11 protein-coding genes are annotated in these 12,310 nt (G+C 69.8%); 2 read left to right on the top strand and 9 right to left on the bottom strand.

The features are described from left to right. Window positions 1–9 precede the first annotated feature (9 nt). From ACF1BH_RS09070 to ACF1BH_RS09060, 3 genes are all read right to left on the bottom strand, one after another. Window positions 10–1,029, bottom strand: a complete 1,020-nt coding sequence (locus ACF1BH_RS09070) for an FKBP-type peptidyl-prolyl cis-trans isomerase (RefSeq protein WP_391641773.1) — start codon at window positions 1,027–1,029, stop codon at window positions 10–12. Window positions 1,030–1,162: 133 nt separating this feature from the next. Continuing rightward, window positions 1,163–2,524: a Pup--protein ligase gene (pafA, locus tag ACF1BH_RS09065; protein WP_391641772.1), complete on the bottom strand. Its 1,362-nt coding sequence runs from the start codon at window positions 2,522–2,524 to the stop codon at window positions 1,163–1,165. 9 nt (window positions 2,525–2,533) lie between these two features. Continuing rightward, the gene (locus tag ACF1BH_RS09060; RefSeq protein WP_391641771.1) at window positions 2,534–3,793 is read right to left on the bottom strand and encodes an MFS transporter; all 1,260 of its coding nucleotides are present in this window, start codon (window positions 3,791–3,793) and stop codon (window positions 2,534–2,536) included. Window positions 3,794–3,915: 122 nt separating this feature from the next. On the opposite strand from ACF1BH_RS09060, the gene ACF1BH_RS09055 reads away from it, so the two are divergent. Beyond that, window positions 3,916–4,971, top strand: coding sequence for a LacI family DNA-binding transcriptional regulator (locus ACF1BH_RS09055; protein ID WP_391641770.1), 1,056 nt, complete (start codon window positions 3,916–3,918; stop codon window positions 4,969–4,971). A 140-nt stretch (window positions 4,972–5,111) separates the two neighbouring features. On the opposite strand, the gene prcA is transcribed toward ACF1BH_RS09055, so the two are convergent. The 5 genes from prcA to arc all read right to left on the bottom strand — a co-directional run bounded on the left by prcA (window position 5,112) and on the right by arc (window position 11,060). Further along, window positions 5,112–5,924 (bottom strand): proteasome subunit alpha, encoded by an 813-nt coding sequence (prcA, locus tag ACF1BH_RS09050; RefSeq protein WP_391641769.1) that lies wholly within the window; start codon window positions 5,922–5,924, stop codon window positions 5,112–5,114. A 66-nt stretch (window positions 5,925–5,990) separates the two neighbouring features. Beyond that, window positions 5,991–6,836: a proteasome subunit beta gene (gene prcB / locus ACF1BH_RS09045; protein ID WP_391641768.1), complete on the bottom strand. Its 846-nt coding sequence runs from the start codon at window positions 6,834–6,836 to the stop codon at window positions 5,991–5,993. Between the two features lie 291 nt (window positions 6,837–7,127). Beyond that, on the bottom strand, window positions 7,128–7,346 hold the full coding sequence (locus tag ACF1BH_RS09040) for a ubiquitin-like protein Pup (protein ID WP_345093104.1): 219 nt from the start codon (window positions 7,344–7,346) through the stop codon (window positions 7,128–7,130). Between the two features lie 168 nt (window positions 7,347–7,514). Beyond that, window positions 7,515–9,026 carry a depupylase/deamidase Dop gene (gene dop, locus ACF1BH_RS09035; protein ID WP_391641767.1) on the bottom strand — a complete coding sequence of 504 codons (1,512 nt, stop codon included), beginning with the start codon at window positions 9,024–9,026 and terminating at the stop codon, window positions 7,515–7,517. A gap of 267 nt (window positions 9,027–9,293) precedes the next feature. After that, complete coding sequence (arc, locus tag ACF1BH_RS09030) at window positions 9,294–11,060, bottom strand: proteasome ATPase (protein ID WP_391641766.1); 1,767 nt, start codon at window positions 11,058–11,060, stop codon at window positions 9,294–9,296. Between the two features lie 252 nt (window positions 11,061–11,312). On the opposite strand from arc, the gene ACF1BH_RS09025 reads away from it, so the two are divergent. Then, window positions 11,313–11,609 carry a ferredoxin gene (locus tag ACF1BH_RS09025; RefSeq protein WP_345093114.1) on the top strand — a complete coding sequence of 99 codons (297 nt, stop codon included), beginning with the start codon at window positions 11,313–11,315 and terminating at the stop codon, window positions 11,607–11,609. Window positions 11,610–11,724: 115 nt separating this feature from the next. On the opposite strand, the gene ACF1BH_RS09020 is transcribed toward ACF1BH_RS09025, so the two are convergent. Continuing rightward, on the bottom strand, window positions 11,725–12,303 hold the full coding sequence (locus tag ACF1BH_RS09020) for a hypothetical protein (protein WP_391641765.1): 579 nt from the start codon (window positions 12,301–12,303) through the stop codon (window positions 11,725–11,727). Window positions 12,304–12,310: the final 7 nt, after the last annotated feature.

Here is a 12,310-nt window from a genome sequence, read left to right as displayed (position 1 = left end):
AGACCGTGGTCAGAACGCGTCGACGATGTCGACGGAGAAGACCAGGGTGTTCTTGGCGAGCTCGGACTGCGGGTCGGCACCGTAACCCAGCTTCGGCGGAATCACGATTTCGACGCGGTCGCCCACGTGCTTGCCGACCAGCGCATCGTCCCAGCCCTTGATGACCGAGCCGGTGCCGATCTGGAAGGTCGTGGCACCGCCGTGGTCCCAGGAGGAGTCGAACTTCTTGCCGTCCTCCCACTTCACGCCGGTGTACTGGGCGACGAGCGCATCGCCCTTCTTGACCTCCTTGCCCTTGCCCTTGATCAGCACCTGCTGCTTCAGGTCGGCGGGGGCCTTCTCCCCCTTGGGCACGGTGATCGTGGCGGCCTTCTCCCCCTCGGCCTTCACCTCGGGCATGCCGTCGTCGGGCTTGGCCTGCTCGCCCTCGGCCTTGGCCTTCTTGTCGACCTTCTCGGCCCCGGCGATGTCGACGACGTACACCATGCCGTCGTCGGGCTTGAGCTGGGAGCCCTGCGGTACGTCGCCGATGAACGCCTTGACGGTGCCCTCGACCTGGACGCGGCTGCCCGCCTTCTGGCCCTTGAGCGCCTCCAGCACCTTGACCGGGACCGGCAGCTGGCGCTGCATCTGCGGCAGCTGGTCATTCATCTCGACGACGATCTGGTGCCGCGCGTCACCCTTGGCGACCTTGCCGCCCTTGGCGTCCTTGCCGGGGCCGGGCGGGATCTCCCAGCTGCTGCCGAGGCTCTGCCCCTTGACCATCTTGCCCTCGTAGTCGGCGCGCACGGTGGTGCCGTCGCCGACCTTCTCGCCGTCGCCCTTGACCAGGGTCTTGGTGACGAGGTCGGGCGCGACCTTGGCGTCCTTGGCGACCTTGATCTCGGGCTCGTCGCCCACCTTGCCCTGCACATCGGCGACCGTCTTGCCCGCGTCCTTGTCGTCGGACCCGCAGGCGGCGGTGAACAGCAGAAGGGGCACGGTCAGCGCGGCGGCGGCAGCGCGACGGGTGTTTTTCGTGAGGTTCATCAGTCCCACTCGGGATCGGGGGGTGGTGGCCAGTCCCGCCACTCTACGACCTGAGGTCCACCGCGGTTCCCGTTCGAACACGGCAAAGTGCCGGGAGCCACACGGGCTCCCGGCACTCGCTCCCCGGACGCGCTCACATTCCGGCGATCAGCTTCTCCACCCGGTCGTCCACCGAACGGAACGGGTCCTTGCACAGCACCGTCCGCTGCGCCTGGTCGTTCAGCTTGAGATGCACCCAGTCCACCGTGAAATCGCGGCGCTGTTCCTGGGCCCGGCGGATGAAATCGCCGCGCAACCGCGCGCGGGTGGTCTGCGGCGGCACCGATTTGCCTTCGAAGATCTTCAGATCGTCGCAGATCCGCGCCGCCTGCCCCTTCCGCTCCAGAAGGTAGTAGAGCCCCCGGCGGCGGTGGATGTCGTGATACGCGAGATCTATCTGCGCGACCCGGGGATGCGACATGGTGATGTTGTTCTTGGTGCGGTACCGCTCGATGAGCTGATGTTTCATCACCCAGTCGATCTCGGTGGCGACGCGGTCGAGTTCCTGCTCACGGATTGCGCCGAGAGTACGGCCCCACAACTCCAGTACGCGTTCGACGGTGCCGGTACGGATTCCGCGGCGGTCGCAGAAATCCACCGCCTTTTCGTAATACTCCTGCTGGACCTCGAGCGCCGACGCCTCCCGCCCGCTGGCGAGGCGGACCTTGCGCTGACCGGTGATGTCGTGGCTCACCTCGCGGATCGCCCGGATGGGGTTCTCCAGCGTCAGGTCCCGCATGACCGTGCCCGCTTCGATCATCCGCAGCACGAGATCGGTGGCGCCGACCTTGAGCAGCATCGTCGTCTCGGACATGTTGGAGTCGCCGACGATGACGTGCAGCCGGCGGTAGCGCTCGGCGTCGGCGTGCGGTTCGTCGCGGGTGTTGATGATCGGGCGCGAGCGGGTCGTCGCGGACGAGACGCCCTCCCAGATGTGCTCCGCGCGCTGGCTGACGCAGTACACGGCGCCGCGCGGGGTCTGCAGCACCTTTCCCGCGCCGCACAGCAGCTGCCGGGTGACGAGGAAGGGAATGAGGATGTCCGCGAGCCGGGAGAACTCCCCGTGGCGGGCGACGAGATAGTTCTCGTGGCAGCCGTAGGAGTTGCCCGCCGAATCGGTGTTGTTCTTGAAGAGATAGACGTCGCCCGCGATTCCCTCCTCGTGCAGGCGGCGTTCGGCGTCGACGAGAAGACCTTCGAGAATGCGCTCGCCTGCTTTGTCGTGGGTGACGAGTTCCGTCACGTTGTCGCACTCGGGGGTTGCGTATTCCGGGTGCGATCCCACGTCGAGGTACAGACGGGCGCCGTTCCGCAGGAAGACATTGCTGCTGCGGCCCCATGACACGACACGGCGGAAGAGGTACCGCGCCACTTCGTCAGGCGACAGTCGGCGCTGTCCCCTGAACGTGCACGTGACGCCGTACTCGTTCTCCAGCCCGAAAATGCGGCGGTCCATGACTGAACATTACGCCTGACGGCGTGCTCTGAAACCGGGTTCGACAGCCCCGTTGCGATCAATTTCCGCCGGGAGTACGACCTCCTTCGGCCGTACGGGATCCCCCAGGAAGCGCTTGGTGGCCACCAGGACCAGCAGCGCGGCGACGCCGCCGGCCCCCGCGACGGCGAACCCGGCGGCCGCTCCCCCGCGCTCCACCGCGGGCCCCACCACCGAGGCGCCGACCGCCGAACCGACCCCGAAGGTCGTCACCAGCCACGAGAACGCCTCGGTGACCGTGCCCTTGGGCGCATGCCGGTCCACCACGACGAACGCGCAGGCCAACGCGGGCGCCAGGAACACCCCGGCGACCCCCGTCAGCGCCGTCATCCCGACCACGCCGGGGACGAGCACCAGCGGCAGATACCCCAGCGCCAGCAGCCCGACGAGCAACCGCAGCCGCCCCTCGGGCCGTCCGGGCCACTCGCGCGCCCCGTAGACGACACCGCCCGCCAGCGCCCCGACACCGAGCGCGGAGAGGAGATAGCTGGAGACCATGCCGCCGCCGTGCTCGTCGGCGTAGGCGACCGCGGCGACCGCGATGGAGCCGAGCGCCAGCCCGACGAAGAAGAACGCGCCGATCAGCACCAGCATCCCGGACGAACGCAGCGCGCCCAGCCAGTGCGCCTCCCGCGGCGCGCTGCGCCACTGCCGCGACGGCGGCGACACCACGACGGAGAGCGCACCGAGCACCCCGATGGCGTTGATGACCAGCAGGGCGACCCGCTCCGACCAGGCGGCCACGCACACCGTCACCAGCAGCGGCCCGACCGCGAACATCACCTCCTGCGCCACCGCGTCCAGCGCATACGCGGCATGCACCTTCTCGGGCCGCTTGAGCACCGTGGGCCACAGCGCCCGCAGCCCGCCCTCCAGCGGCGGCGTGAAGAGACCGGCGATCACCATGGCGGCATGGGCGAGCGGCAGCGAACGCAGCCCGACGGCGGCCAGCAGCGCCATGCCCAGCGCGGAGACCACCGCGGCGGGCAGCATCACGCGCGGCTGCCCGTAGAGGTCGACGGCGCGGCCCAGCAGCGGCTGGCCGATGGCGGTGCAGACGCCGTAGACGGCGGAGAGCGCGCCGGCCAGGGCGTAGCTGCCGCCCTCGGCACGGATGAAAAGCACCACGGCCAGGGCGGCGGTGGCGTTCGGCAGCCGTCCGACCAGGGTGCCGGTCAGCAGCCGGACCGCATGTCTGGTCCGCAGCAGCTCCGCATATCCCGCGGCCATGCCGCCCCTTTCCCGTCCGGCGCCGAGACCGGACATGATACGTATAACTTCCGGCGTCATACGTATCATGTCGGCACTCGCGGGTCCAGGCCGCCCGCCCGACCGCCAGGAGGAAACCGCCGGTGAGCAGCAACGACGCGACACGACCGGCGGCCGACGCGGGACGGGCCACCGGTGCCGCCCGCGTCACCAGCCGCGACGTGGCCCGGGCCGCCGGGGTCTCACAAGCGGCCGTCTCGCTCGTGCTGGGCGACAAATGGCGCGGCCGGGTCTCGGCCGCCAAGGCCGAATCGGTACGCACCGCCGCCCGCGACCTCGGCTACCGCCCCAACCTCGCCGCCCGCAGCCTGCGCACCGGCCGCACCCGCACCGCGCTGCTCGTCGTCCCCGCGCTCACCACCGAGTTCTTCGCGCGGGTCCACACGGGCGCCACCCGCACCGCCGCGGACGCGGGCTTCGGTGTGGTGCTCTACCCCTCCCCCGAGGGCATCGGCCCGGCCCCCGACCCGTTCGGCTCGGCGCGCACCAGCCTGGACGGCGTGATCGCCTCCTCCATGGCCGTGGACGCGCTCGCCGCCCTGCACGACGCCGGGCTCCCGCTGGTCATGCTGGACAACGACCCGGCCGACGACCGCGCCGCCGCGACCGTCAACCTCGACATCGCCGGCGGCGCCCGTCAGGTGGCCGCGCATCTCCTCGCCCTCGGCCACCGCCGCATCGGCCATCTCGCCGCCGACGTCGACTCCTGGACCTTCGCGGAACGCGGCCGCGCGCTGGCCGACGCGTTCGCCGCGGCGCCGGGCACCGCGGTGCGCCGGGTGCCGACCGCCCTCTCCGTCGCCGCGGGCCTGACCGCCGCGCACACCGCACTGACCGGCCCGGAACCCCGTCCGACGGCCCTGATCTGCGACGACGACGTGGTGGCCGCCGGCGCCTGCAAGGCGGCACGGCGGCTGGGCCTGCGGGTGCCGGAGGACGTCTCGGTCACCGGCTTCGACGATCTGGCGCTGGCGGTGGCCGTCGAACCGGAGCTGACGACCGTACGGCTGCCCGCCGAGGAGTTCGGCGCCGCCGGGATGCGGGCCCTGCTGGACGCCCTCGACGGCCACCGGCCGACCGCCCGCACCCTGCCGGTCGGCCTCGTCCCCCGCGGCTCCACGGGACCGGCCCCGGCATAGAGAGCGGGCGGCCGGAGGGGCAGGGCGGGACGGGGCCGGGGCGCTCGCACCGGTGCCCCGGTACGCACGCGGTGCGCCCCGGCGGGATGTTCCCACCGGGGCGCACCGACCGGGCCGGACCCGGATGCCGTACGGCGCGACTAGGCGTCGCCCTCCGGCTTCTGCTCCTTGTCCGCACCGTCGGACGCGTCCTTCTCGGCGTCCGGCGCCGCGGCACCCGCCGTGCCGTCCGCGTCCCCGGAGGCGTCCGCCGCGGACTCGTCCAGCAGCCGGGAGAGCTGGCTGCCGAGGATCCGCTTGAATTTGCGCTGCTGGGGCCGGGTGCGGTCGAGCGTGGCGACCTCCAGCTGCTCGGCGGTGAGGGTGCGCTCGCCGCCGTTGTTGTCACGCGACAGCGAGTCCACGGCCAGCTTCAGCGCCTCGCCCAGCGTCATGCCGTCGCGGTGGTGCTGGTCGAGGTAGCTGCTGATCTGGTCGGCGTTGCCGCCCACCGCGACCGAACCGTGCTCGTCGACGATCGAGCCGTCGTGCGGAAGCCGGTAGATCTGGTCGTCCTCGGGGGCTTCCCCGACCTCGGCGACGATCAGCTCGACCTCGTACGGCTTCTCGGCGGCGCTGGAGAAGATCGTGCCCAGCGTCTGGGCATAGACGTTCGCGAGGCCACGCGCGGTCACGTCCGCGCGATCGTAGGTGTAGCCGCGCAGGTCGGCGTAGCGCACCCCGCCGATCCGCAGATTCTCGAACTCGTTGTACTTGCCGACCGCCGCGAACGCGATGCGGTCATAGATCTCGCTGACCTTGTGCAGGGCCCGGGAGGGATTCTCGGCGACGAAGACCACGCCGTCGGTGTACTGCAGCACCACGACGCTGCGACCACGGGCGATGCCCTTGCGGGCGTACTCGGCGCGGTCGGCCATGGCCTGCTGGGGTGAGACATAAAACGGCGTCGACACCGGTTATCCGTCCCTTTCTGTCAATGGCTCTCTCACTGGCACGCGCATCCGCCGGCCGTCCTTCCCTCAGAGCAGCGCGGCACGGGGACCGTCGGGCTCCTCCATCCGGCGCTCGTAGACGGCGCGGGCGATCTCCGCGACATCGGCGTCGGTGAACCTCTTGAAGCCCTCGTCGGTGATCACCGTGACGATGGGGTAGATCCGCCGGCCCATGTCGGGCCCGCCGGTCGCCGAGTCGTCGTCCGCCGCGTCGTAGAGCGCCTGGACGACGGCGGTGGCGGCCTGATGCTCCGTGAAGTCGTCGCGGTACAGCTTCTTGAGAGCACCGCGGGCGAAGACGGAGCCGGAGCCGGTGGACGCGTAGCCGTGCTCCTCGGAGCGGCCGCCGGTCACGTCGTAGGAGAAGATGCGGCCCTTGGCGCGGTCGACATCCCATCCGGCGAAGAGCGGCACCACGGCGAGGCCCTGCATGGCCATGCCGAGATTGCCCCGGATCATCGTGGAGAGGCGGTTCGCCTTGCCCTCCAGGGAGAGCTGCGCGCCCTCCACCTTCTCGAAGTGCTCCAGCTCCAGCTGGAACAGCTTGACCATCTCGACGGCCAGCCCGGCGGTGCCGGCGATGCCGACCGCGGAGTACTCGTCGGCCGGGAAGACCTTCTCGATGTCGCGCTGGGCGATGACGTTGCCCATCGTCGCCCGCCGGTCGCCGGCTAGCACCACACCGCCCGGGAACGACGCGGCGACGATGGTCGTGCCGTGCGGCGCCTCGATGGCGCCCTGGACCTGCGGCAGCGGGCGGCTGCCCGGCAGCAGGTCGGGGGCGTGGTCCCCGAGGAAGTCCATGAACGACGAGGATCCAGGCGTCAGGAAGGCAGCTGGTAGACGCCCGGTGTTACGGGTGTTGGCTTCCACACGTTTCCTTCCGGATACTCGGCCGGCCGCCTCGGGGCGACGGGCCGCTGCTTGACTGTCCCAGGCTGCGGTGCAGCTGAAGCACTGTACGACCGGGACCCTACCCGCCCCGCGGGTGTGATCCACATGGGTGGGGGAACCGGGCTCCCGGCCGCACGGCCCGCGCGCCCGCCGCAGGCTGACGGACCGCCACGCCCGCCACGGCGCACCGCCCGCCGGAGCCGGGGGCCGGATGCGGCCGGTGGTGCCGCGCGGGACACCACCGGCGCCGTGCCCGGACCCGCGCTGCGGCTACTCCCCGCCCTTCTGGACGAAGCTCCGCACGAAGTCCTCGGCGTTCTCCTCGAGGACGTCGTCGATCTCGTCCAGCACCGAATCGACATCGTCCGACAGCTTCTCCTGGCGTTCCTTGAGGTCGTCGGAGGCCTCCGCGTTCTGCGTCTGCTCCTCGACCTCTTCGGTGGAACGCGTGGCCTTCTGCTGACCGCCGCCGCTGTCCTTGGTCGCCATTACCCTCACCCCGCTCGGTTCGGCCCCGCTCGATGTGACTTTCAAGATCCGACCCTACAAGGCCCCTCTGACATCGGCCCTGCTCTTGGTGCAACGTCCGGGGGACACCCCGATCATTCCCGCCACGCGGCCCTTTCAGCCGCGATTCGGTGGTCAATCCGTGCCGGTTCAGCGGCCGGAAAGCGCCCTCACCAGGTCCTCCGCCGTGCGGCAGCGGTCCAGCAGATCCTTGACGTGCTCCCGGGTACCGCGCAGCGGCTCCAGGGTCGGCACCCGCTGCAGGGAGTCCCGTCCGGGCAGGTCGAAGATCACCGAGTCCCACGAGGCGGCCGCGACGTCGTCGGCGTACTGCTCCAGGCAGCGGCCGCGGAAGTACGCCCGGGTGTCCTCGGGCGGCTCGATGCCTGCCCGGACGACCTCGGCCTCGTCCAGCAGCCGGGTCATCCTGCCGCGGGCGGCGAGGCGGTTGTAGAGCCCCTTCTCGGGGCGGACGTCGGCGTACTGCAGATCGACGAGGTGGAGGCGGGCGGCGTCCCAGTCCACGCCGTCGCGGCGGCGGTAGCCCTCCATCAGCTCACGCTTGGCGACCCAGTCCAGTTCGCCGGAGAGGCTCATCGGGTCGTTCTCCAGCCGCCCCAGGACGTCCTCCCAGCGCCCGAGCACGTCCTTGGTCTGGTCGTCCGCGTCCGCGCCGTAGCGGTCCTCGACGTATTTGCGGGCCAGCTCGTAGTACTCCATCTGGAGCTGGACGGCGGTGAGCGTGCGGCCGCTGCGGAGCGTGATCAGGTGTTGCAGACCGGGGTCGTGCGAGACCCGGTGGAGGGTGCGGACCGGCTGGTCGACGGCGAGGTCGACGGCGATGAAGCCGTCCTCGATCATGGACAGGACCAGCGCGGTGGTGCCCAGCTTGAGGTAGGTCGAGATCTCGGAGAGGTTGGCGTCGCCGATGATGACGTGCAGACGGCGGTATTTCTCCGCGTCCGAATGGGGTTCGTCGCGGGTGTTGATGATCGGGCGCTTGAGCGTCGTCTCCAGGCCGACCTCGACCTCGAAGTAGTCGGCGCGCTGACTGATCTGGAAACCGTGGTCCCGGCCGTCCTGGCCGATGCCGACCCGGCCCGCGCCCGTGACGACCTGCCGGGAGACGAAGAACGGGGTCAGGTGCCGCACGATGTCCGAGAACGGCGTCTCCCGCTTCATCAGGTAGTTCTCGTGCGTGCCGTACGAGGCGCCCTTGTTGTCGGTGTTGTTCTTGTAGAGGTGGATCGGCTGGGCGCCGGGGACCTGCGCGGCCCGCTCCGCCGCCTCGGCCATGATCCGCTCGCCGGCCTTGTCCCAGAGCACCGCGTCCCGCGGGTTGGTGACCTCGGGCGAGCTGTACTCGGGGTGCGCGTGGTCGACGTAGAGGCGCGCGCCGTTGGTGAGGATCACGTTGGCGAGGCCGATGTCCTCGTCGGTGAGCTGACTGGAATCGGCGGCCTCACGGGCGAGGTCGAAGCCGCGGGCGTCCCGCAGCGGATTCTCCTCCTCGAAATCCCAGCGGGCACGGCGTGCCCGGTGCATCGCCGCCGCATAGGCATTGACGACCTGGGACGAGGTGAGCATGGCATTGGCATTGGGGTGACCGGGGACGGAAATTCCGTACTCCGTCTCGATTCCCATTACTCGCCGTACGGTCATGCGGCCCTCCTTGCCCGGCGGCGCCCCCGGATGGGGTCGGCGCTCAAGTACCGCTGCGCTTCCGATCCGCGTGTGCTCCCCGCATCCGTACCGTGTGACGCGGCGGTACTCCTGAGCCTAGAGCGCCATTGCGGTACTGGGGAGATCATGACAGTCATTGCTCCATTCGGTTTCCCGCCGCACGGCTTTCCGGGGGCCGCTTTCGGACCCCGGAAAAGCGTCCGGCTGCGGACGCCCCGTGCAGGACATCCGCAGCCGGAGCGCGGTTTACAGGTATTGGCCGGTATTGGCGACCGTGTCGATGGAGCGGCCGGTGTCCGCGCCCTGCTTTCCGGTGACCAGCGTGCGGATGTAGACGATCCGCTCGCCCTTCTTTCCGGAGATACGGGCCCAGTCGTCCGGGTTGGTGGTGTTGGGCAGGTCTTCGTTCTCCTTGAACTCGTCCACGCACGCCTGGAGGAGGTGGGAGACCCGAAGACCCTTCTGGTCGTGTTCGAGGAAAGCCTTGATGGCCATCTTCTTCGCGCGGCCGACGATGTTCTCGATCATCGCGCCGGAGTTGAAATCCTTGAAGTAGAGGACTTCCTTGTCACCGTTGGCGTAGGTGACCTCCAGGAAGCGGTTCTCCTCGGATTCCGCGTACATCTGCTCGACGACCGACTGGATCATGCCGCTGACCGCGGCCTTCCGGGAGCCGCCGTGCTCGGCGAGGTCGTCGGTGTGCAGCGGCAGGCGCTCGGTGAGGTACTTGGAGAAGATGTCCTTGGCCGCCTCGGCGTCCGGGCGCTCGATCTTGATCTTCACATCGAGCCGTCCCGGGCGGAGGATCGCCGGGTCGATCATGTCCTCGCGGTTCGAGGCGCCGATGACGATGACGTTCTCCAGGCCCTCCACACCGTCGATCTCGGAGAGCAGCTGCGGGACGATGGTGTTCTCCACGTCCGAGCTGACGCCGGAGCCACGGGTGCGGAAGAGGGAGTCCATCTCGTCGAAGAAGACGATGACGGGTGTGCCCTCGCCGGCCTTCTCGCGGGCCCGCTGGAAGACCAGCCGGATGTGGCGCTCCGTCTCGCCGACGTACTTGTTGAGCAGCTCGGGACCCTTGATGTTGAGGAAGAAGCTCTTCCCCGCGGGCTGCCCGGTCACCTCGGCGACCTTCTTGGCGAGGGAGTTGGCGACCGCCTTGGCGATGAGTGTCTTGCCGCAGCCGGGCGGGCCGTAGAGCAAGACGCCCTTGGGCGGGCGGAGTTCGTGCTCCTTGAAGAGGTCGGGGTAGAGGTAGGGCAGCTCGACCGCGTCCCGGATCAGCTCGATCTGGCCGCCCAGACCGCCGATCTTGTCGTAGTCGATGTCCGGGACCTCTTCGAGGACCAGCTCCTCGACCTCGCTCTTGGGGATGACTTCGTAGACGTAGCCGGAGCGCGGTTCGAGAAGGAGGGCGTCGCCGGGGCGGATGGTCGTGGCCAGCAGCGGCTCGGCGAGCCGCACCACCCGCTCCTCGTCGGTGTGGCCGACCACCAGGGCGCGCTCGCCGTCCTCCAGGATCTCCTTGAGGGTGACGATGTCCCCGGCGCTCTCGAACTCCATGGCCTCGACCACGTTGAGCGCCTCGTTGAGCATGACCTCCTGGCCACGCCGGAGACCGTCCGTCTCCACACTGGGGCTGACATTCACCCGGAGCTTGCGGCCGCCGGTGAAGATATCGACCGTGTCGTCGTCATTGGCCTGCAGGAAGACGCCGAAACCGGCCGGCGGCTGGGCGAGCCGGTCGACCTCCTCCTTGAGGGCGACGATCTGGTCGCGCGCCTCGCGCAGCGTATTCGCGAGGCGTTCGTTCTGCGCGGAAACGCCGGCCAGATTGGTCTGCAGCTCGACGATCCGCTCTTCGAGAATCCTCGTATGCCGCGGAGAGTCGGCGAGCTTACGTCGCAGGACGGCGATCTCCTGCTCAAGATAGGCAACCTGACCGGCGGGATCCTCGGACCCCCGCCCCGGCCGGATGCCGCGGTTGATGTCGTCGTCGTGGGCTGCCACGGTCCTCACCTCCTCCAAGGGGAGCTGGACGCTTCCTGACCCTACCTGGGCGGGTGCGGGTTGAAACCCCTAGATCGAAAAGACGGTCGGGGCGTGTCCGATCTTCACCCTTGCGCACGTCCGCTCACCAAGGGAATACCCACCGAACAACATCGGAAAGCGAGCGGTTGTATCGTCGGGACGGTCAACACCCGTCAGGGCTGGCGCCACTTAGACAAAATTGCTTCACGTACGCAGGAAACGGCAGGCGAGATGACCGTGCAGGAAGAAGCCCGTCCAGAGCTTGAAGTCTGGATCGACCAGGACCTGTGCACGGGGGACGGGATCTGTGCGCAGTACGCGCCGGAGGTCTTCGAGCTGGACATCGACGGACTGGCGTACGTCAAGAGCGCGGACGACGAGCTGCTGCAGGACAAGGGCGCCACCACGCCCGTCCCGCTGCCGCTCCTCGACGACGTGCGGGACTCCGCGAAGGAGTGCCCCGGGGACTGCATCCATGTGCGGCGGGTCGCCGACCAGGTGGAGGTCTACGGTCCCGACGCGGAGTAGCCGGTGACGGACCCGGAGTGGCGGCGGCGCGTTTCGCGACCGCCGCCTTCCGCTGTCCGGACGGGTTCCGCACCCGGCCCGGCCCCCTCAGGACGCCGGGCCGTGCGGGGAGGGGTCAGACGCGGGCTGTACCCAGGGCCGCCTGGTCGTCGGTGCGCAGGAACTTGCCGCCCTGCCAGCGCCACTTGGTGTCGGTGCGGACGTCGGGGCAGCAGCGCGGCACATCGGTGGTGGAGAAGCCCAGCAGCGTCGCGGAGACCGTGCCGTCGTGCAGGGCGAGGCCCTGGACGTTCTGCTTCCGGGACGGGTCCAGGAGGGTCGCCACGATGCGGGGCGCGGCCTTGGCGTCGGAGGTGCGGGCGAGGACGTAGACGCCGTCGGGCGGGGTGCCGGCGTCGCTGTGGCAGCGGACGGTGGCGACGGTCTCGGTGGTGCCGTCGCCGTCAAGATCACCGGATACCTGTTTCACCACATCGAGGCGGTTGGGTCCGCAGTCGAGGGGGAAGGTCACGGCGCGCGCGTCGGGAGCGGGCGCGGTGCGGCCGGGCTTCGCGGAAGCGGCGTTCGCGGTCGCATCGGGAGGCTGGACGAAGGACGCGGCGGCGACGACCGCGGCGACGGCGGTGGCCGTGGTGAGCCAGTGCATGGGGCGGGGCTGGGTGTGCGAAAGGTCCTGGCCTGCCAAGGGCTGCACGCGGGGT

It is taken from the genome of Streptomyces sp. NPDC014733, from assembly GCF_043083385.1.
Classification (GTDB): domain Bacteria; phylum Actinomycetota; class Actinomycetes; order Streptomycetales; family Streptomycetaceae; genus Streptomyces.
Note: the sequence above shows the minus strand (reverse complement) of the source record. Positions and strands in the feature narration are given on the sequence as shown.

Coding starts and splice junctions, on each gene's coding strand:
- ACF1BH_RS09070 (WP_391641773.1), bottom strand. CDS start 1,029: ATGAACCTCACGAAAAACACCCGTCGCGCTGCCGCCGCCGCGCTGACC.
- pafA (WP_391641772.1), bottom strand. CDS start 2,524: ATGGACCGCCGCATTTTCGGGCTGGAGAACGAGTACGGCGTCACGTGC.
- ACF1BH_RS09060 (WP_391641771.1), bottom strand. CDS start 3,793: ATGGCCGCGGGATATGCGGAGCTGCTGCGGACCAGACATGCGGTCCGG.
- ACF1BH_RS09040 (WP_345093104.1), bottom strand. CDS start 7,346: ATGGCGACCAAGGACAGCGGCGGCGGTCAGCAGAAGGCCACGCGTTCC.
- dop (WP_391641767.1), bottom strand. CDS start 9,026: ATGACCGTACGGCGAGTAATGGGAATCGAGACGGAGTACGGAATTTCC.
- ACF1BH_RS09025 (WP_345093114.1), top strand. CDS start 11,313: ATGACCGTGCAGGAAGAAGCCCGTCCAGAGCTTGAAGTCTGGATCGAC.